Below are 19379 nucleotides of genomic sequence, written 5' to 3'. Positions count from 1 at the left end.
CCTTCTCTAACCCTGGCCCGGACCAGCCGGGGCACCGGCCGTGGGCGCCCGGCCGTTCGACGCGCCGGCCGGCGGCGCAGACCACATTCGCTGCAGCATGTGCCAATCCTCAGGATGCTCCGCGATGCCCCGCGCCAACCCGTCGGCCACCCGCTGGGTGAGGTGCCGCACCCGTACATCCAGCGTTCCGGCGTCCGGCGGCGTTACCGGCCCGGACAGCCGGGCCCGGGCACCGCCCGGCTCGAACCACAGGCTGGCGGTGTAGAGCGGCGCGCCGGTGCGCAGCGCGAGCAGCGCCGGACCGGGCGGCATGCGGGTACGGGCACCGAAGAACTCCACCTCGACGCCCCGGGCGGACAGGTCCCGGTCGGCCAGCAGCGGCACCACCGCACCGGCCCGCACCCGTTCTTCGAGGACCTCCAGCGCCGGCCGGTCGCCGCCGGTCAGCGGCAGGATCTCCATGCCGAGCCCACGCCGGAAGGCCAGGAAGCGCTCGTACAGGCTCTCCGGCTTGAGCCGTTCGGCGACCGTGGTGATCGGCCAGCCCTTCGCGGCGACCCACGCTCCGGCGAGGTCGTAGTTGCCGGCGTGCGGCAGCGCCACCACGGCGCCCTGACCGGCCGCGACGTGGGCCGCGAGGAGGTCCTCGCCGTCGAGGGAGAAGGTCCGCAGGATGTCGTCGCGGCTCAGCGCCGGCAGCCGGAACGCCTCCAGCCAGTACCGGGCGTACGAACGCAGCCCCGAGCGGACGAGGTCGTCGAGGTCGGCGTCGGACACGTCGGGGCCGACGACCTGGCGCAGGTTGGTCGCGAACTGCCGGACGGCGCGGCCGCGCCGGCGCGCGGTCAGGTCGGCGCCGGCGGCGAAGACCGGCCAGGTCGCCCCGCGCGGCAGCGCGCGTACGACCCGCCAACCGGCCGCGTACCCCAGCTCGGCCGCGCTGAGCCGACCCCGCGCGGTGGCGGGACGACCGCCTCGCTCGCTGCGCGCGCTCACGACGACGCCCTGGCCCGGTGGTAGACGTGCACCATCCGCTGCCCCACCGTGACCACCGACAGGACGGCCAGCAGCCACAGCGCGACGTCCAGCGCGTACGGGATCTTCAGCCCCCAGGCGAGCCCGCCCAACCCGATGATGAGCAGACGCTCGGTCCGCTCGGCGATGCCGACGTTGGCGTCCAGGCCGAGACCTTCGGCGCGGGCCTTGACGTAGGACACGACCTGGCCGGCGATCAGGCAGATCAGCGTCGCGGCGAGAAGGGCGTGCTGTCGCGGCTGGGGCGTGACGGCGAACCAGTACGCTAGACAGGCGAAGATCGCGCCGTCGGCGATCCGGTCCATCGTGGAGTCCAGCAGCGCCCCGAAGCGGCTGCTGGTACCGCGGGCGCGGGCCATCGCCCCGTCGAGCATGTCGGTGAGGGCGCACGCGGTGATCACCACGGCGGCGATCACCAGGTGACCGCGGGTGGCCAACCCCACGGCCGCGGCGACCACGCCGACGGTACCGAGCACCGTCACGACGTCCGGCGAGACGCCGGCGCGCAGCAGTGCCCGGGCCACCGGATCGACGACACGGAGTACGACGGGCTTGGTCACGACACTGAAGATCTTCGCCATGGCGCTCTCACCCTATCGGCGCCCCGGCAGCTCGGCATACCGCCACCCCGCGAGAGCCATGCCGGGCTTGTGCCGGCATGGTTTCGGGTGTGGGATCAATGAAGAGACCCGCTACGTGAGCTGGATCACAAGGTAACTGACAGTTGTCGCCTGACGGGAGGCGTGCGATGGCACAGAAGAGTCAGGAGAAAGGGGTCACCGGCCCGGCGCCGGTGGTGGAAGAACCCGGGAGGGTGCGCAACGTGGTGCTCGTCGGGCACTCGGGCGCCGGCAAGACGGCCCTGGTCGAGGCGCTGCTGGCGGCCACCGGCACGATCAGCCGCGCGGGCTCGGTCACCGACGGCACCACGGTGTGCGATCACGATCCGACCGCGGTCAAGCAGCAGCGCTCGGTGGCGCTGGCCTGCGCGCCGCTGCTGTACGACGACATCAAGGTGAACCTGCTCGACACACCCGGATACGCCGACTTCGTCGGCGAGCTGCGGGCGGGCCTGCGGGCCGCCGACGCGGCCCTGTTCGTGGTGTCGGCGGCGGACGGCATGGACGCGGCGACGGGCTCCCTGTGGGAGGAGTGCGCGGCGGTGGGGATGCCCCGCGCGGTGGCGGTGACGCGCCTGGACCACCAGCGCGCCGACTTCGACGAGACGATCGCGATCTGCCAGCGGGTCTTCGGTGACAACGTGCTGCCGCTGTACCTGCCGATGCTCGGTGACGACGGGGAGACCGTGGCGGGGCTGATCGGGCTGATCACCCAGCGCGTCTTCGACTACTCGGAGGGCTACCCGCCCGTCGTGCGCGAGCCCGACGCCGAGCACCTGCCGGCGATCGAGGAGTACCGCAACGCCCTGCTCGAAGGCATCATCGCCGAGAGCGAGGACGAGACCCTGATGGACCGGTACCTGGCCGGCGAGGAGATCGAGAGCTCGGTCATCATCGCGGACCTGGAGAAGGCTGTGGCCCGCGGCCACTTCTACCCGGCGGTCCCGGTCTGCGCGGAGACCTCCCTCGGCCTCGACGCCCTGCTCCAGGTACTCACCCAGGGCTTCCCGTCGCCGCTGGAGCACCCGCTGCCCGCGATCACGGGCCTCGACGGCTCGCCGCGCGAACCGTTGGCCTGCGACCCGGCCGGCCCGCTGGTGGCCGAGGTGGTCAAGACGACGATCGACCCGTACGTGGGGCGCGTCTCGCTCGTACGGCTGTTCTCCGGCACGCTCACCCCGGACCAGTCGGTGCACATCGCCGGTCACGGGATGAGCCGGCGCGGCCACCCCGACCACGACGCCGACGAGCGCTTCGCCCACCTGTACTCGCCGCTCGGTTCGGGGCTGCGGGAGGTGCCCCGGGCGGTCGCCGGTGACATCGTCGCGGTGACCAAGTCGACGACCGCGGAGACCGGCGACACGATCTCCGCCAAGGACGCCCCGCTGCTGATCGAGCCGTGGGAGATGCCCGAGCCGCTGCTGCCCATCGCGATCGTCGCCAAGTCCCGGTCGGACGAGGACGCCCTGGCCAAGAACCTCGGCCGGCTGGTCGCCGGCGACCCGACGATGCGGCTGGAGCGCAACCCCGAGACCCACCAGCTCGTGCTGTGGTGCATGGGCGAGGCGCACGCCGACGTGGTGCTGGACCGGCTGCGCGCCGGCGGGGTGGATCTCGACACCGAGCCGGTACGGGTGGCGCTGCGCGAGACGTTCGGCACCGGCGGCCGGGGCCACGGTCGGCACGTCAAGCAGTCCGGGGGCCACGGCCAGTACGCGGTCTGCGACATCGACGTGGAGCCGCTGCCGCGCGGCGCCGGGTTCGAGTTCGTCGACAAGGTCGTCGGCGGCGCGGTGCCCAACAACTACATCCCGAGCGTGGAGAAGGGCGTACGGGCCCAGATGGAGCGGGGCATCGCGGCCGGGTACCCGGTCGTGGACGTGCGGGTGACGCTCGTTGACGGCAAGGCGCACTCGGTCGACTCCTCCGACGCGGCGTTTCAGACCGCGGGCGGCCAAGCGCTGCGCGACGCCGCCGAGAAGGGCCAGGTCGTCCTGCTCGAACCGGTCGACGAGGTGACGATCCGGGTGCCCGACCAGTTCGTCGGCGCCGTCATGAGCGACCTGTCCGGGCGTCGCGGCCGGGTCCTGGGCACCGAGACCGACAACGACCGGTCCGTGGTGCGGGCCGAGGTGCCCGCCACCGAACTCATCCGGTACGCGGTCGAACTGCGGGCGATGACCTCGGGCTCGGGTACGTTCAGCCGCTCCTTCGCCCGGCACGAGGCGATGCCGTCCCACCTGGCCGAGCAGGTGAAGAAGGAAGCCGCCGCCCGCCACGGGTGAAGCCGTGACGTTCGCGTCGATCTGGGAGAAATGGCGGCCCGAACCGGGCGAACCAGCGACCACTTCTCCTGGATCGACGATCCGGAGGGTGCGGTGAGCGACCGGGCCGTGGGCGGGGTCAGGCGCGGGCCTGCGGCGCCTCCACCGAAGCCGGCTGCCCGATCGCCATCAGCTCGCTGACGGTGACGAACCGGAAGCCCCGGTCCCGCAGGCCCTTGAACATCTCGCCCAGCCGGCGGAGCGCGACCAGGCGGGTGTCGTTGCCGACGTCGTGCGCGAGCACGATCGCGCCGGGCGTGGCGTGCTCGACGATGTCGGTCACCTGCCCGGCCGGGTTCGACAGGTACGTCTTCTCGTGCATCGCCTGCGACCAGAGCACCACGTCGTACCCGAGGGAGTCCGCAGCGAGCAGGGTCGAGCCGCCGAGGTGCCCGTACGGCGGGCGCATCAGGGTGGCCTCCCGGCCGGTGACCGCCCGGATCACGTCGTGGGTACGGGTCAGCTCCCTGCGTACCGCGGTGAAATCGAGCTCGGCGAGATCCGGGTGCGACCACGAGTGGTTGCCGACCTCGTGGCGATCCAGCCGGCCGCGCACCAGGTCGCGGTGGGCATCGAGGTTGCGGCCGACCATGAAGAACGTGGCCGGCACCCGGTACTCGTCCAGCGTGTCGAGCACCATCTTGGTCCAGTTCGGCCCGGGGCCGTCGTCGAACGTGAACGCCACGACCGGCTCGGCGGTCCGCACGTAGTACGTGACCGACGTGCTGGGGTGCCGCACGGCGGCGAGCCGGTCGGCGGCCGCCGCGTAGCCGCCGTCGAGCGGCTGGCGGTCCGGGCCGAACCAGCGGTGCGCCCTGGTGGCGGCGACGCCGGCAACGGCGCCGCCGCCGACCAGCAGCGACCCCCGCAGGAGCGCACGCCTGGTCACGTTCATCCGTATCTCCCCGGTTCCACCCGGGTGACATCCCGGACATCCACCCGGGCGAATCCGGGACGGTAACGAAAAATCGTGACACGGCGACCGGCCGGGGCGGGTCCCCCGGCCGGGCAGATACGGGTCATTCACACGGACGGCGCCGTCAGGCAGCGCCCTTCAGGACGTGGCGGCGGTCTCCGCCTCGACCTGCGGCCACGTCTCCGCGAACAGCCGCCGGGTGTCGCCGAGCAGCTGCGGCAGAACCTTCGTGCGCGCCACCACCGGCATGAAGTTGGTGTCGCCGCCCCACCGCGGTACGACGTGCTGGTGCAGGTGCGCGGCGATGCCGGCACCGGCCACCGAGCCCTGGTTCATGCCCAGGTTGAACCCGTGCGCGCCGCTGACCCGGCGCACCACCCGCATCGCGGTCTGGGTGAAGCGGGCCAGCTCGACCGTCTCCGCCTCGTCGAGGTCGGTGTAGTCGGCCACGTGCCGGTACGGGCAGATCATCAGGTGACCGGGGTTGTACGGGTACAGGTTGAGCACCGCGAACACGGTCTTGCCACGCGCGACGACGAGCCCGTCGGCGTCGTCACGCCCCGGCGCCCGGCAGAACGGACACCCGGACGGCCGGTCGAAGTCCTCGTCTCGCCGGTCGTCGCTGTTGATGTACGCCATCCGGTGTGGCGTCCACAGCCGGTCCAACTCGTCTGGTTCCATCCCTGCCCTCCGCCCTAGATCTTGGACACGTGGCGGGGCCATGACTCCACCACGTGTCCAAGAGCACAGACTGTTACGCCGCCGACGGCCCCACGTTGGTCCGCGACCGCACGACGTCCACCACGTGCGCGACCGCCTCGTCCAGCGGTACGCCGTTGCGCTGCGACCCGTCGCGGTACCGGAAGGACACCGTCGCGCCGGACACGTCGTCGTCACCGGCGATGGCCATGAACGGGATCTTCTGCTGCTGGGCGTTGCGGATCTTCTTCTGCATCCGCTCGTCGGAGTCGTCGACCTCGACCCGGATGCCCTCGGCCCGCAGCCGGTCGGCGAACGCGCGCAGGTAGTCGGCGTGGTCGGCCCGGATCGGGATCCCGATCACCTGTACCGGTGCCAGCCACGCCGGGAACGCGCCCGCGTAGTGCTCGGTCAGCACGCCGAAGAACCGCTCGATCGACCCGAACAGCGCCCGGTGGATCATCACCGGCCGCTGCCGGGTGCCGTCGGCCGCCTGGTACTCCAGCTCGAAGCGCTCGGGCAGGTTGAAGTCGAGCTGGATGGTCGACATCTGCCAGGTACGGCCGATGGCGTCCCGGGCCTGCACCGAGATCTTCGGCCCGTAGAAGGCCGCGCCACCCGGGTCGGGCACCAGCTCGAGCCCGGACTCGGTGGCGACCCGGCGCAGGGTCTCGGTCGCGACCTCCCACACCTCGTCACTGCCGACGTACTTCTCCGGGTTCTTGGTCGACAGCTCCAGGTAGAAGTCGGTCAGGCCGTAGTCGGAGAGCAGGTCGAGCACGAACTTCAGCAGCGAGGCCAGCTCACCCTCGACCTGCTCAGGGGTACAGAAGATGTGCGCGTCGTCCTGGGTCATGCCCCGGACCCGGGTCAGGCCGTGGATGACGCCGGACTTCTCGTACCGGTACACGGTGCCGAACTCGAACATCCGCAGCGGCAGCTCGCGGTAGGACCGCCCGCGCGACCGGTAGATCAGGTCGTGCATCGGGCAGTTCATCGGCTTGAGGTAGTACTTCGCGCCCTCGAGCTCCATGGGCGGGAACATGCCGTCGGCGTACCAGTCCAGGTGGCCGGAGACCTCGTACAGGTGGCCCTTGGTGATGTGCGGGGTGTTGACGAAGGAGTACCCGGCCTCCTCGTGCCGCTGGCGGGAGTAGTTCTCCATCTCCCGCCGGATGATGCCGCCCTTGGGGTGGAACACCGGCAGGCCCGAGCCCAGCTCGTCGGGGAAGCTGAACAGGTCGAGGTCGGTGCCGAGCTTGCGGTGGTCGCGGCGGGCGGCCTCCTCCAGCATCCGCTGGTAGTCCTTGAGCGCGTCGCGGGTCGGCCACGCGGTGCCGTAGATCCGCTGGAGCTGCGGGTTCTTCTCCGAACCCCGCCAGTACGCCGCGGCGCTGCGCATCAGCTTGAACGCCTGGATGAGCCGGGTCGACGGCAGGTGCGGACCCCGGCAGAGGTCGCCCCAGCAGCGCTCACCGGTCTTCGGGTTGATGTTGTCGTAGATCGTCAGCTCGCCGCCGCCGACCTCCATCACCTCGCTGTCTTCGACAGCGCCCTTGATGTCACTGGAATCCTGCTCGCCTTTCCAGGCGACGAGTTCCAGCTTGTACGGCTCGTTCGCCAGCTCGGCCTTGGCCTGCTCGAGCGAGTCGAAGCGGCGACGCTGGAACCGCTGGCCGGACTTGATGATCTCCTGCATGCGCTTCTCGAGCTTGTCGAGATCCTCGGGGTTGAACGGCCGGGCGACGTCGAAGTCGTAGTAGAAGCCGTTGTCGATCGGCGGGCCGATGCCGAGCTTCGCCTCCGGGAACACGTCCTGGACCGCCTGCGCGAGTACGTGGGCGGTCGAGTGGCGCAGCACGTTCAGACCGTCGGGCGAGGAGATCGCCACCGGCTCGACCGTGGTGTCGGCCTCGGGTGCCCAGTCGAGATCACGCAGCCGCCCCTCCGGGTCCCGGACCACCACGATCGCGTTGGGCCCGGACGCGGGCAGTCCGGCCGCCGCCACCGCGTCGGCGGCCGTCGTTCGCGCCGGCACGAGGACGGCGTCGGTCACGGCTGCGGTACGAGGTGCGGACACGGTTTCACTCCCTGAAGGTCATGCGGCTACCCGACGATGCTATCCGTCTCGTCAGACCGAGCCACGAAGTCTCCTCAGGACCGCGCCGCCGGTGTCGATCGTGGCGGTCGGAGGGCGGCCATGGACTCGATACGGCAGACGTCCGGCGTGACGATACGCGCCATCCTTCGGCATGTTCGCGCGACGGGCGGCGACGAGGCCGTCGCCCGCACGCTCGCGCTGGCCGGGGCGGCGCACGAGCCCGAGGTGTACGACGACCCGCGCCGCTGGTGGTCGTACGACTTCAAGATCCGGCTCTTCGAGTCGGCCGCGATCGCGCTCGACGACCCCGAGGTCGCCCACAAGGTCGGGCTGACCATCATCGAGCACACCGTCGGCACGCCGTTGATCCTCGCCCTGTCGGTGGTCGGCGGGCCGACCCAGTTGCTGCGGCTGATCGCCACGGCCAACCTCAGGTTCTCCACCTGCGCCGAGATGACGGCCGTCCGGGTACGGCGCGGCTCGGCCACCCTGCGCTACCAGCTCCACCCGCAGTTCCGGCCCGACAGGCACGACTGCCTGTACACCCAGGGTCTGCTGACCCAGGTCCCCGCCGCGTTCGGGCTGCCGCTCGCCACCGTCGCCCACCCCGAGTGCCAGGTGCTGGGCGCGCCTGCCTGCGTGTACGAGCTGCGCTGGCGCCAGCCGCGTCTGTTCTCGCGGAGCCGGGGCGAGGCCGGCGAGCACCTGCGGGGCGCGATGGTCGACCAGCTCACCCAGTTGCAGCACACGGTGTCCGAGCTGGTCACGGCCCAGGCGCCGGACCGGGTCCTGGCCATGGTCGCCGACCGTGCCGGGTTCGCGGTCAGTGCCCACGCGTTCGTACTCGTCGCGCAGCCGTCGGCGGACCAGCCGGCCCAGGTACACGGGTTCGGCCTGTCCCAGGCCGAGATCGGCCGGCTGACCGCGGGCGGGCGGGTCGAGCCGGGCCCGGACCGGCTGATCGCCGACATCGTCTCCCCCACCCGGCACTACGGCTACCTGGTCGCGTTCAACGACGCGTTCCTGGACGCCGAACGCCCGCTGCTGGACGCGTACGCCAACCTCGCCGCGGTCACGCTCGACGCGCTGACCGCCTTCGAGGCCGCGGCCGAGCGGCAGCGCAGCGCCGAGAGCCTGCTCGGGCTGGCGCGCGCGCTCACCCGCGCCCGGACCCCGGCCGACGTCGCGCGGGTGACGACCGAGGCGGCGTACGCCGTGCTGCACGCCGACAAGGCCGCCATGCTGCTGATGGACGACACCGGCGCACTGCGCATGGCTGCCCACGTCGGCTGGCCCTCGGAGCTCCACGAGCGGATCTCGGCGATCGTCCTGGACACCGAGGAGAGCCCGCTGATCTTCGCGTCCCGCCGGGGCGAACCCGAGACCACCACGCTCTACGACCACACCACCGAGGACCCCATGATCCGGGGGTTCCTGGAGCGGGGTGGCATGGACCTGATGGCGGTCGTCGGCATCGCCCTGCCCGACCGGATGTACGGCGTCCTCGTCGCCGGGTTCGTCGGCCAGGCCGCCGCCGGTGTCCAGTCGTACGTGGCCCGCATGCTGGGCGTCGCCGACCAGGCCGCCACCGTGCTGCGCACGTGCGAACTGCTCGACGAGACCTGGCGACTGGCCCACCTGGACGCGCTGACCGGCCTGCCCAACCGCCGGGCGTTCATGACCCACCTCGCCGAGGCGGTACGAACCGGTCCCGGCGCGGTGCTCTTCATCGACCTCGACGGGTTCAAGGGCATCAACGACTCGCTCGGCCACGCCGCCGGCGACGACCTGCTCGCCGCGGTCGCCGGCCGGCTGCAGGGCTGCACCCGCGCCGGCGACCTGGTCGCCCGGCTCGGCGGCGACGAGTTCGTGATCCTGTCCCCCGCGCTGGAGACCGAGACCGACCTGCGGCGGCTCACCCAGCGGGTACGCGAGGCGTTCCGCGAGCCCGTCGCGATCGCCGGGGTCGCCGTCGCCGTTCGGCTGAGCGTGGACGGCACCCTGTACGCCGCCGGCGAGACCAGTCACGACGTGCTGAACCGCGCCGACAGCGCGATGTACCGGGCCAAGCGGGCACGGCGCTCAGATACCGAGTACCCGAAGGCCGGCTAGCCGCGCTTCCAGAAGGTCCGGCTGCGATCCGGTTCGACCGCCGGGGTGCCCGCCGCGAACGCGTCCAGTACCCGCAGCGCCTCGGCCCACATCGCCGCCAGGTCGCCACCGCCGTCCAGGGCCTCCGCGAGCCGGCGCAACGGCTCGTACTCCGCCTCGGTGCGGCCACCGACCAGCACGGTCAGCCGGCTGGCCAGGTCGGCGAGGAGTTCGCGCCGCTCGTACTCCGGTCGCTGCGCCGACTCGCGCAGGCGGCGCGCCTCGACGGCCGCGACCTCGCGCAGGGACCGCAGATCCACCCCGGCCGTAGACCCCGCGTGCCACGGCGCGCCCGCCGCCGCGGCCACCGCCGCCCGCAGGTCGGGCAGCACGCCGCCGGGTTGCCGGCGCCCGTGGACCGGCGCGTCGGCCGCCGTCATCTCGGCCGCCATCATCATGGACCCCCGTGCCGGGCCCGACCCACCCATCGCCATCATCCGCAGCCCACCGCCCGACGGGGCGGGCGCGGCCAGCAGGTCCCAGCCCGACACCGGCTCCACCGGCTGGACCACCCGGTGCGGCTGGCCGCCCTCGGTGACCACCCGGCTGTCGACCGCCACGTACGCGGTGAAGCGGCACAGCACGCCGAAGCGCAGGGACGTGGTGACGGCCAGCCTCTCCAGGTCGGCGCCGCCGGAGCCGGCCGCGTACCGGTCCTCCAGATCCCGCAGCCTGGCCCGGGCCCACAGCGCCGTGACGGCCGGGGCCTCCTTGCCGGACGCGGCCACGGCAGTCCGCCACGGCCGGCCGTCGCGGGTACGCCCGGTCACGGTGAGCGAGCCGGTCGCCGGCCCCCGGTACCGGCCGGAGATCACCAGCGGTACGCCCGGGTAGAGCGCGGGGAGCCGGCCCGGCGTACGGGTGTCGTCGATGAGCGCGAGCCCGTCGGCGGTGACCGTCAGGTCGGTGACGAGCGGCGCGCCGATGCGGTGGTGGATGTGCTCCATCGCCTCGTCCAGCCGGTCGGAGCTCTCGACCAGTTCGCACCGGCCGCCGCCGAGGGCCGCGAGCCGGCCGAGGAACCCGGCGTTGACGGCGCGGTCGATGCCGACGGTGTGCACCCGTACCCGGCCGGGCGTGATCTCGCGCAGGATCTGGTCCTCGTTGCCGACCTGCCCGTCGGTGACCAGCACCAGTACGGGCTCCCGGGGCGAGTCGCCGGCCAGCAGCGCGAGCCCGTCGCGCAGCGGCGCCAGGAGTTCGGTACCGCCCCGGGCGTCCGCCCTGGCCAGGTGCTCGACCGCGCGGAAGCGGTGCCGGTCGGTGGCCACGACCAGGCCGGCCGGCAGGTCGTCGGGGTGCCCGACCTCGTGGTCGAAGGTGAGCACCGCGAACCGGTCGGCGTCCGTGAGCGTGTCGACGATGCGCGCGGCGGCCCGCCGGGCGGCGACCATCTTCCAGCCCCGCATGCTGCCGGAGCGGTCCAGCAGGAGGACCACGTCGCGGCCGCGGGCCGGCCCGCCGCCGGCCGGCGGCAGCAGCGTGAGCCGGTACGTGCCCTCGTCGCCGTCGTCGTCCGGTACGCACACCAGCGTCGAGGACTCGTCGGTGGACCCGTACGCCAGGCGCAGCACGAAGTCGCGGTCGGCGCGCTCGCCCGGCCGCAGGCTCACCCTGCTCCCCTCCGTCACCACCGTGTGCAGGCTGGAGCGGACCTCGCCGAGCGGCAGCCCGGCGGGGTCGATGTCGACGTCGAGCGACAGCCGCAGCGGGTTGGGGAAGCCGGGCAGCAGGACCGGGGGCGTGATGCGGGACGCGTCCGGTACGGCGTCGGTGTCCAGTGCGTACCCGTCGCCCACGCCCGGGCCCGGCAGCGGGGCGCCCGGGACGTAGCGCGGCGCCACGACCAGGGGGAACCGGAAGGTGGCGGCGCCGTCGGCGTACGGCAGCGGCCCGACCAGGCTCAGCTCGACGCTCACCCGCTCGCCGGGCCGGATGTTGCCCACCCGCATCGTGAACACGTCGGGCCGCTCCTCCTCGGCGATCGAGGCGCGTTTGCCGGCAGCGATCGCCCGGTCGTACTCCTCGCGCGCCTCCCCGCGCTCGCGCAGGTCGGCTTCGACGACGCGGCCGTCGGCGGTCATCGTCATGCCGGTGACGGCGGCCCTGTCCGGCAGCGGGAACACGTACGTGGCCTCGAGGGCGGTGTCGTGGGTGTTGACGAACTCCTGGGTGAGCCGCACCCGGCTGACCAGGCCGGTGAGCTGCGCCTGCACGTCGAGGCGGTCCAGCGGCAGGTTGCCGCGCCCGGTGCGCAACGCCCCCAGGCCGGCCTCCTCCACGGGTGCGGCCGCCCGCGCCGCCTCGGCCGGGCTCATCGTGGTGACGGAGAGGGTCATGACGCGCTCCTACGGGTTCGGAAGTAGGCCCCGGTCGGCGAGCAGGTCGAGCAGGGGCCGGGCGGCCGCGCGGATCGCGGCGAGGTCGTCGGGGTCGGGGTGGGCCGGCAGGAGCAGCACCGCCCCGCCGGGCAGCGGCACACCGGCGAGCGTGGCGACGGCGCCGTCATCCGTGACCGCGGGCACGGGCGCGGGCTCCAGCACGCCCGCGGGCGACGCGACCGCGGGCGGCGCGACCGCGGGCGGCGCGGCCCAGAAGCGGGTCCGCGGCAGCCCGACCTCCACCCCGGCGTCGCCGGACGCGAGCAGCCGGTCCGGTACCCGCGCGATGGCGGCCAGGGTCGCGTCGGTCGCGCCGTTCAGCTCCGCCTGGATCCGGGCCAGGGATTCACCCTCGGCCTGACGGCGCTTCACGGCGACGAGCTGGAGCAGGTGCCGAGGCCCGTACAGCGCGTTGCGCCCCCGCATCCCGGCGGGCCGGTCGACGAGTCCGGTCGTCGCGTACCACCGGACGGCACGGCGATCCGGCAGGTCACGGACCCGCCCGTTGGGCGGGCCGGGGTACTCCGCCTGCGCCAGCGCGGTGCGGACCCGGTCCAGCAGCTCGTCGATTGTCCACACCCCTCCACCGTGACACTGTCACCGTTGCAGTGTCAATGTCTCGGCGGGAGTCTCAGCCGCCTCTCAGCCGCCACCCGCAGCATCTAGGGCAGGAGGTGCAACCATGTCGATCGTGACGTCCCGACCCGCGCTGCGCTGGGCAGTGCCGGTCGCCGTACTCCTGGCCGTGGTCGGTGGTGGTGCGGCAGCCCGTACCCTCACGGCCTCGGCCGACCCCAGCCTGCCTGCGCGGACGGCCGCGCAACTGCTGGCGGATCTGCAGACGGCCCGCCTCGACGGCGTGTCGGGCACGGTCGTGCAGCAGGCAGACCTCGGCCTGCCACCGCTGCCGGGCCTCGGCCAGGGCAGCTCCGACCTGCAGTCGCTGGTCAGCGGCTCGCACACGATGCGGGTCTGGTACGCCGGCCCGGACAAGGCCCGGCTGGCCCTGCTCGGCACGCTCGGCGAGACCGACGTCATCCGCGACGGCCGCGACGTCTGGACCTGGGACAGCCAGCAGAACACCGCCACCCACTCGGTACTCCCGGCCGCCGACCCGAGCGCCCAGAAACCGCCGGTGTCGCCCGACGGGCTGCCCAAGACCCCGCAGGAGGCCGCGAACGCCGCGCTGGCCGCGATCGACCCGTCCACGGAGGTGAGGACGAGCGGCTCCGCGCGGGTCGCCGGACGGCCGGCGTACGAGCTGACCCTCACCCCGCGCGACACCACCTCGCTGGTCGGCCGGGTCAGCCTCGCCATCGACGCGGAGCGGCGGGTGCCGCTGCGCGTACAGGTCTACCCCGCCGGCTCGGACAGCACCGCGATCGAGGTCAGGTTCACCCAGGTCAGCTTTGCCCGCCCGGACCCCGCGCAGTTCCGCTTCGCCCCGCCGCCCGGCGCGCGCGTGAGGGAGCAGGCAGCTGCCCGCACCGACCGTCCGGCCCCCGCCGAACTGCCCGAGCCGACCGTCGTCGGCAAGGGCTGGACCAGCGTCGTCATGGCCAAGCTGCCGGCACAGAGCCCGTCCAGCAGCGACGGGACGGGCTTCTCCGTCGACCGCCTGCCCGCCGTCAGCGGCGCCTGGGGCAGCGGTCACCTGGTCACCAGCAAGCTGTTCAGCGTGCTGATCACCGACGACGGCCGGGTACTGGCCGGCGCCGTGCGCCCCGAGCGGCTCTACGAGGCGGCCGCCACCCACTAACCACGGCCGACAAAATCCTTGTGAGTGGTACGTCAGGCACCTACGGCTCTCGCCCATGGGTGCCTGACGTACCACTGACGGGCTGCGGTGGCAGGGGAACCTTGCTGGGAAGCACCGGCAGCCGGACCCGGGCCCGTACTCCCGGATTGGCGTCGGCGAGGGTGACCGTGCCGCCGTGCCGGCGTACCAGCTCCTGCACGATGGCCAGCCCCAGCCCCGCCCCGCCGGCGTCCCGGGCCCGGGCGTCGTCGAGGCGGGTGAACCGCTCGAAGACGCGCGCGCGGTCGGCGGCCGGGATGCCGGGGCCGTCGTCGATGACGGTGAACCCGCCCGGTACGACGGCGAGCGTCACCCGCGACGCGGCGTGGCGGACCGCGTTGTCGACCAGATTGCTCAGTACGTGCCGCAGCGCCTGCGGATCACCGGAGGTCCACTGCGGAGACCCGCCGGCCACGGTCACGGGTACCCGGGCGGCGGCGTAGCGCTCGGCCGTCTCCCGCAGCAGCGCCCCCAACTCGACCGGCTCGGTACGCGCCGGCCCGGGGGCATCGTCGGCGCGGGCCAGCAGCAGCAGATCGTCCACCAGCCCGGTGAGCCGCTCCACGTCCACCAGCAGGCCGTCCACGTTCGGCGGGTCGCCGATACGCTGCGCCACCTCCAGCTCGGTCCGCATGTTGGCGAGCGGGCTGCGCAGCTCGTGCGCGGCGTCGGCGACGAACGCGCGCTGACGGGCCCGCGCGAGGGCGAGCCGGTCGAGCATGTCGTTGAGGGTGACCGCGAGCCGGTGGATCTCGTCGCGCGAGGTCGGTACCGGCAGCCGGTCGCTGCCACCCCCACCGGTGATCGTCTCGGCCCCAGTACGCAGCTGCTCCACCGGGCGCAGCGCGGCGCCCACCACCCGCCACGCGAAGAGCGCCAGGACGGCGATGAGCAGCGGGTACGTGACGAGCAGCGCCGTGCGTACCACGGTCACGCTCTCGCGGACGCTTGACACCGGCCGGGCCACGATGACGCTCTGCGGATCGTCGGGCGGGCCGGCCGGTACCGCCACGGCCCGCAGCGGACCGTCCATGCCGACGCGGGCGCCGTCGACGTTCATGCCCTTGCCCGCCCGCGCCCTGGCCAGCTCCTCCGGACGCAGCAGCGGGACGAGGCGGTCGGCTCCGATGGACGCCGACCGCACCCGGTGCTGCACGTCGACGACCTGCACGATCTGGTCGCCGGAGACCGGTACGGGCTGCGGCAGCGCCCTGACGTTGACCAGGTCCGCCACGCCGCTGGCGGTGCTGCGCACGTCGGTGTCGACGCCGCGCTGCAGGGCGTACTGGAGCGCGGCGATCAGGACGATCCCGCCCAGGGCGAACCCCACGGCGAGACCGCCGGCGCCGATGAGCAGGAGCCGGGAGCGCAGGCTCAGTCGGTCCCAGAAGCTCAGCAGCGCCTTCGGCCTCAAGCCGGGACCACCCGGTACCCGGCACCCCGGACCGTCTCGACGACGTCACGGCCGACCTTGCGCCGCAGGTATCCGATGTAGACCTCGACAACGTTCGGTGCGCTGTCGGCCCCGGCGTCCCACACGTGGTCGAGCAGCTCGACCTTTGACACGACCCGGCCGGCGCGCCGCATCAGGTACTCCAGCAGCGCGTACTCCCGGGTGGTCAGCACGACCTCGATGCCGTCGCGCATGACCTGGCGGGCGGCGGGGTCGAGCATGAGCTGCCCGACGGTGAGCACGGCCGGGCGCTCGGGCGCGCCCCGGCGCAGCAGCGCCCGCAGCCGGGCCAGCAGCACCACGTACGAGAACGGCTTGGTCAGGTAGTCGTCGGCGCCGCAGTCCAGCCCGTCGGCCTGGTCGTACTCGCCGTCCTTGGCGGACAGCATGAGGACCGGAAGCCAGTTGCGTTCGGCGCGCAGTACCCGTACCAACTGGTAGCCCGAAAGGCCGGGCAGCATCACGTCCAGGATCATCGCGTCGTACTCGCCGTGGCGGGCGAGTTCGAGGCCCCGCGGACCGTCGGACGCGATGTCGACGGCGAAGCCCTCGGCGGCCAGGCCACGCTGAAGGGCGTTGGCCAGTCGCGCCTCGTCCTCCACCACGAGCAACCGCATTGTCTCAGGGTGTCATGACGGCGCCAGCGCGGCGGTAGCGGCTCTCAGTCACCTCTCAGCGGACTCCAAGCGCTCCTCTCAGCCGGTTCTCAGCGAACACGGCGAGCTCTCAGCCACCTCACAGCGGCCTGGCAGCAGCATGGTCCTAGGAGGTAGATAACCGATGTCGATCTTCACGTCTCGACCGGCGCTGCGCTGGGCAGTGGCGGTCGCTGTTTTCGTGGCGATGATCGGTGGCGGTGCGTCAGCCCGTACCCTCACCGCTTCAGCCCAGACCACCAGCCCGCCCACGTCCTCGGCAGCCCAGCTGCTGACCGACATACAGAACGCCCGCAGCCAGCCGGTCTCCGGCACCCTCGTGGAACGGGCCGACCTCGGCCTACCCGCGATGCCCAGCCCGAGCGGCGGCGGCTCGAACCTGCGGTCCCTGCTCGCCGGCTCCCACACGCTGCGGGTCTGGTACGCCGGACCGAACCGGTCACGGATCGCGCTGGTCACCACGCTCGGTGAGACCGACGTCATCCGCAACGGCAAGGACCTGTGGGTGTGGGACAGCCAGAAGAACACCGCGACGCACATGACGCTGCCCGGCGGGGCCGGGGCGTCCGCCACCCCGAGCCTGACCCCGAGCCCGTCGCCGAGCGAGTCGGGCGCCGGCGAGAGTCCGAGCCCGGGCGGATCCGTCAGTACGACCGGGGCCGCGAACGTCCAGACCCCGAGCCCCAGCGGATCCGAGAGTGCGAGCGAGACGCCGAGCCTGAGCCTGACTCCGAGCGGGACTCCTTCGGCCAGCGCGACGGCGATGACGCCGCAGGAGCTCTCCAACACGATCATTGCCAAGCTCGACCCGTACACGAACATCTCGACGCGCAGCGGGGTCCGGGTCGCCGGCCGCGCCGCCAACGAACTGATGCTGAGCCCACGCGACGCGAGGTCCCTCGTCGACCGGGTCACGCTGGCCGTCGACGCGCAGAAGAAGGTGCCGCTGCGGGTCCAGATCTTCGCGAAGAGGTACACCAACCCGGCCTTCGAGTTGGCGTTCACCCAGGTCAACTTCGCGCAGCCGAACCCGGCGCAGTTCAACTTCACGCCGCCGGCGGGCGCGACCGTCAAGGAGGCCAAGCCGCACAAGCCGCACGGCATGCAGCAGCAGCAGCCGACGGTCGTCGGCAAGGGCTGGACGAGCATAGTGATCAAGAAGATCCCGCCGCAGGCCACCGCCACTCCGCAGGCGAGCCCGAGCGGTAGGCCCGGCTTCTCGATCCAGAACCTGCCCGCGGTCAGCGGCCCCTGGGGCAGCGGCCACCTGCTGAGCAGCAGGCTGTTCAACGTGCTGTTCACCGACGACGGCCGGGTACTGGCCGGCGCGGTGCCGCCCGCGATGCTGTACCAGGCCGCGGCTCAGGCAGGGGCGAAGTGACCGCCCCCGCCACAGCGACCGCCACCACCACCTCTGGACCCGGCCAGCCGGCCGGGTCCTTGGCGGTCGAGTCCACCGGCCTGACCAAACGGTTCCGCCGGCAGGTCGCGGTCGACGGCATCGACCTGGCCGTACCGCGCGGATCGGTCTACGGCTTCCTCGGCCCCAACGGCTCGGGCAAGACCACGACGATCCGGCTGCTGCTCGGCCTCATCCGGCCCACCGCCGGCTCCCACAGCCTGCTCGGCCAGCCGATGCCGCAGGCGGCGGCTCGGGTACTCCCCGGGGTCGGCGCGCTCGTCGAGGGGCCGGCGTTCCACCCGTACCTGTCGGGCCGGGCCAACCTGCTGCGGCTGGACGCCGCCGACCGGACCGCCGAACCGGGTACGGCCCGGCGGCGGGTCGACGCGGCGCTCGACCGGGTCGGGCTGCTCGCCGCGGCGGGCAAGCGCTACCGGGCGTACTCACTGGGCATGCGTCAGCGGCTCGCGCTGGCGGCCGCCCTGCTCGCCCCGCGCGAACTGTTGATCCTCGACGAGCCCACCAACGGGCTGGACCCGCAGGGCACCCGCGAGGTGCGGGCCCTGCTCACCCACCTCGCCGCCGAGGGCGCCACGATCCTGCTCTCCACCCACCTGCTCAGCGAGGTGGAGCAGATCTGCACCCACGTCGGCGTCATGCACCTCGGCCGGCTCGTCGCGCAGGCGCCGCTGGCCGAACTGCGCGCCGGGGCCGTTCCCCGGGTACGGGTGGAGACCGACCGGCCCGAGGCGGCCGCCCGGGTCCTGCGCGAGCTGGGCATGTCCGGGGTGGAGACGGCGACGGAGACCGCCACAGCGCCGCTGGGCCGGCTGGCGCCGGAGAAGATCGTGGCCGAGCTGGTACGCCACGACGTGCCGGTACGCGGGTTCGCCGTGGTCGCGCCGGATCTGGAGGAGATGTTCGTGTCCCTGACCGGGGAGGGCTTCGATGTCAGTGGTTGAGGCACCGGTCGTACCGGTCCGCCGTCCCAGTACCCGGCTGCTGCGCTCCGAGCTGTGGCTGATCTTCGGACGGCGCCGCAACTGGGCCGGGCTGGCCATCCTCGCCGTCGTACCGACGATCATCGCGATCGCGGTCAAGGTCTCGCCACCGGGCGGCGGAGGCGAGGGGCCGAACTTCTTCGCCTCGATCACCAGCAACGGCCTGTTCGTGGCGCTCGCCGCGCTCACCGTCGAACTACCGCTGTTCCTGCCGCTCGCCGTGGCGGCGATCTCCGCCGACGCGATCGCGGGCGAGGCCAACCTGGGTACGCTGCGTTACCTGCTGACCGTCCCGGTCGAACGGGTCCGGATGCTCGCGGTCAAGTACACCGCGATTGTGATCTTCGCACTGACCGCGACCCTGCTGGTCGCCGCAGTCGGCGCGCTGCTCGGCCTGGCGCTGTTCGGCGGTGGCCCGGTCACGACGCTCTCCGGTACCCAACTGTCGTTCGCCGACGGGGTGCTGCGGCTGCTCGGCGTCTGCGTCTACATCGCCTGCGGCCTGGCAGCGCTCGGGGCGATCGGGCTGTTCGTGTCGACGCTGACCGAGCAGCCGATCGGGGCGACCGTCGCGATCCTGATCGTCAACGTGCTCAGCTTCGTCCTGGACTCGATCCCGCAGCTGAGCTGGCTGCACCCGTACCTGCTGACGCACTACTGGATGAACTACGGCGACCTGCTGCGCGACCCGGTGTCGTGGTCGGGCACCGGCCAGGGCGCGCTGGTCGCCGGGGCGTACGCGCTGGTCTTCTGGACGGCCGCCTGGGCCCGCTTCGCCGGGCGTGACGTGACGAGCTGACGCGAAAAAAAGGGGGGCCCCGGTCCGGGGCCCCCTTTTTCGC

At 72.7% G+C, this 19379-nt stretch carries 15 protein-coding genes; 6 read left to right on the top strand and 9 right to left on the bottom strand.

The genetic code is table 11. The annotated features are described in order from the left end of the window. Window positions 1-6 precede the first annotated feature (6 nt). Complete coding sequence (locus tag Pme01_RS19420) at window positions 7-996, bottom strand: phosphatidylinositol mannoside acyltransferase (protein ID WP_239088333.1); 990 nt, start codon at window positions 994-996, stop codon at window positions 7-9. Then, window positions 993-1616, bottom strand: a complete 624-nt coding sequence (gene pgsA / locus Pme01_RS19415) for a phosphatidylinositol phosphate synthase (RefSeq protein ID WP_168116632.1) — start codon at window positions 1614-1616, stop codon at window positions 993-995. Before pgsA ends, Pme01_RS19420 begins: the two co-directional genes overlap by 4 nt. A 167-nt stretch (window positions 1617-1783) precedes the next feature. Between pgsA and Pme01_RS19410 the strand changes: the two genes are divergently transcribed. Continuing rightward, window positions 1784-3940 (top strand): elongation factor G-like protein EF-G2, encoded by a 2157-nt coding sequence (locus tag Pme01_RS19410; RefSeq protein WP_168116631.1) that lies wholly within the window; start codon window positions 1784-1786, stop codon window positions 3938-3940. Between the two features lie 118 nt (window positions 3941-4058). On the opposite strand, the gene Pme01_RS19405 is transcribed toward Pme01_RS19410, so the two are convergent. The 3 genes from Pme01_RS19405 to thrS all read right to left on the bottom strand — a co-directional run bounded on the left by Pme01_RS19405 (window position 4059) and on the right by thrS (window position 7674). Next, window positions 4059-4874 carry a polysaccharide deacetylase family protein gene (locus Pme01_RS19405; RefSeq protein WP_168116630.1) on the bottom strand — a complete coding sequence of 272 codons (816 nt, stop codon included), beginning with the start codon at window positions 4872-4874 and terminating at the stop codon, window positions 4059-4061. 159 nt (window positions 4875-5033) lie between these two features. Further along, window positions 5034-5576, bottom strand: coding sequence for an HIT family protein (locus tag Pme01_RS19400; RefSeq protein ID WP_203935739.1), 543 nt, complete (start codon window positions 5574-5576; stop codon window positions 5034-5036). A 73-nt stretch (window positions 5577-5649) separates the two neighbouring features. Further along, window positions 5650-7674: a threonine--tRNA ligase gene (gene thrS, locus Pme01_RS19395; RefSeq protein WP_168116628.1), complete on the bottom strand. Its 2025-nt coding sequence runs from the start codon at window positions 7672-7674 to the stop codon at window positions 5650-5652. A gap of 120 nt (window positions 7675-7794) precedes the next feature. Here thrS and Pme01_RS19390 point away from each other — a divergent pair, with 120 nt between their 5' ends. Further along, on the top strand, window positions 7795-9807 hold the full coding sequence (locus Pme01_RS19390; RefSeq protein WP_239088332.1) for a GGDEF domain-containing protein: 2013 nt from the start codon (window positions 7795-7797) through the stop codon (window positions 9805-9807). Here Pme01_RS19390 and Pme01_RS19385 read toward each other — a convergent pair. Together Pme01_RS19385 and Pme01_RS19380 are read right to left on the bottom strand one after the other, a co-directional pair. After that, window positions 9804-12185 carry a VIT domain-containing protein gene (locus Pme01_RS19385; protein ID WP_168116627.1) on the bottom strand — a complete coding sequence of 794 codons (2382 nt, stop codon included), beginning with the start codon at window positions 12183-12185 and terminating at the stop codon, window positions 9804-9806. The two genes, Pme01_RS19390 and Pme01_RS19385, sit on opposite strands and share 4 nt — an antisense overlap. Window positions 12186-12194: 9 nt before the next feature. Beyond that, on the bottom strand, window positions 12195-12806 hold the full coding sequence (locus Pme01_RS19380; protein WP_168116596.1) for a MerR family transcriptional regulator: 612 nt from the start codon (window positions 12804-12806) through the stop codon (window positions 12195-12197). Between the two features lie 103 nt (window positions 12807-12909). Here Pme01_RS19380 and Pme01_RS19375 point away from each other — a divergent pair, with 103 nt between their 5' ends. Continuing rightward, entirely contained in the window at window positions 12910-13986 is a 1077-nt protein-coding gene (locus tag Pme01_RS19375; RefSeq protein WP_168116626.1) for a LolA family protein, read from the top strand. 40 nt (window positions 13987-14026) lie between these two features. Here the strand turns inward: Pme01_RS19375 and Pme01_RS19370 are convergent, their stop codons facing one another. Together Pme01_RS19370 and Pme01_RS19365 are read right to left on the bottom strand one after the other, a co-directional pair. Continuing rightward, window positions 14027-15382 (bottom strand): sensor histidine kinase, encoded by a 1356-nt coding sequence (locus Pme01_RS19370; RefSeq protein ID WP_168116711.1) that lies wholly within the window; start codon window positions 15380-15382, stop codon window positions 14027-14029. Window positions 15383-15435: 53 nt separating this feature from the next. Continuing rightward, a complete protein-coding gene (locus tag Pme01_RS19365; RefSeq protein WP_168116625.1) occupies window positions 15436-16095 on the bottom strand; it encodes a response regulator transcription factor in 660 nt (219 codons plus the stop codon). Window positions 16096-16258: 163 nt separating this feature from the next. Here Pme01_RS19365 and Pme01_RS19360 point away from each other — a divergent pair, with 163 nt between their 5' ends. From Pme01_RS19360 to Pme01_RS19350, 3 genes are read left to right on the top strand one after another with little or no spacing between them, the layout of a single operon-like run. After that, entirely contained in the window at window positions 16259-17515 is a 1257-nt protein-coding gene (locus Pme01_RS19360) for a LolA family protein (RefSeq protein ID WP_203935738.1), read from the top strand. Continuing rightward, a complete protein-coding gene (locus tag Pme01_RS19355; protein WP_239088330.1) occupies window positions 17512-18498 on the top strand; it encodes an ABC transporter ATP-binding protein in 987 nt (328 codons plus the stop codon). The genes Pme01_RS19360 and Pme01_RS19355 overlap by 4 nt, the downstream gene beginning before the upstream one ends. Beyond that, complete coding sequence (locus tag Pme01_RS19350) at window positions 18485-19336, top strand: ABC transporter permease (RefSeq protein ID WP_168116624.1); 852 nt, start codon at window positions 18485-18487, stop codon at window positions 19334-19336. Before Pme01_RS19355 ends, Pme01_RS19350 begins: the two co-directional genes overlap by 14 nt. Window positions 19337-19379 lie beyond the last annotated feature (43 nt).

The organism is Planosporangium mesophilum, assembly GCF_016863255.1.
GTDB classification, from domain to species: Bacteria; Actinomycetota; Actinomycetes; order Mycobacteriales; family Micromonosporaceae; genus Planosporangium; species Planosporangium mesophilum.
The sequence above is the reverse complement of the archived record's forward strand: the minus strand, read 5'-3'. Positions and strand labels throughout refer to the sequence as shown.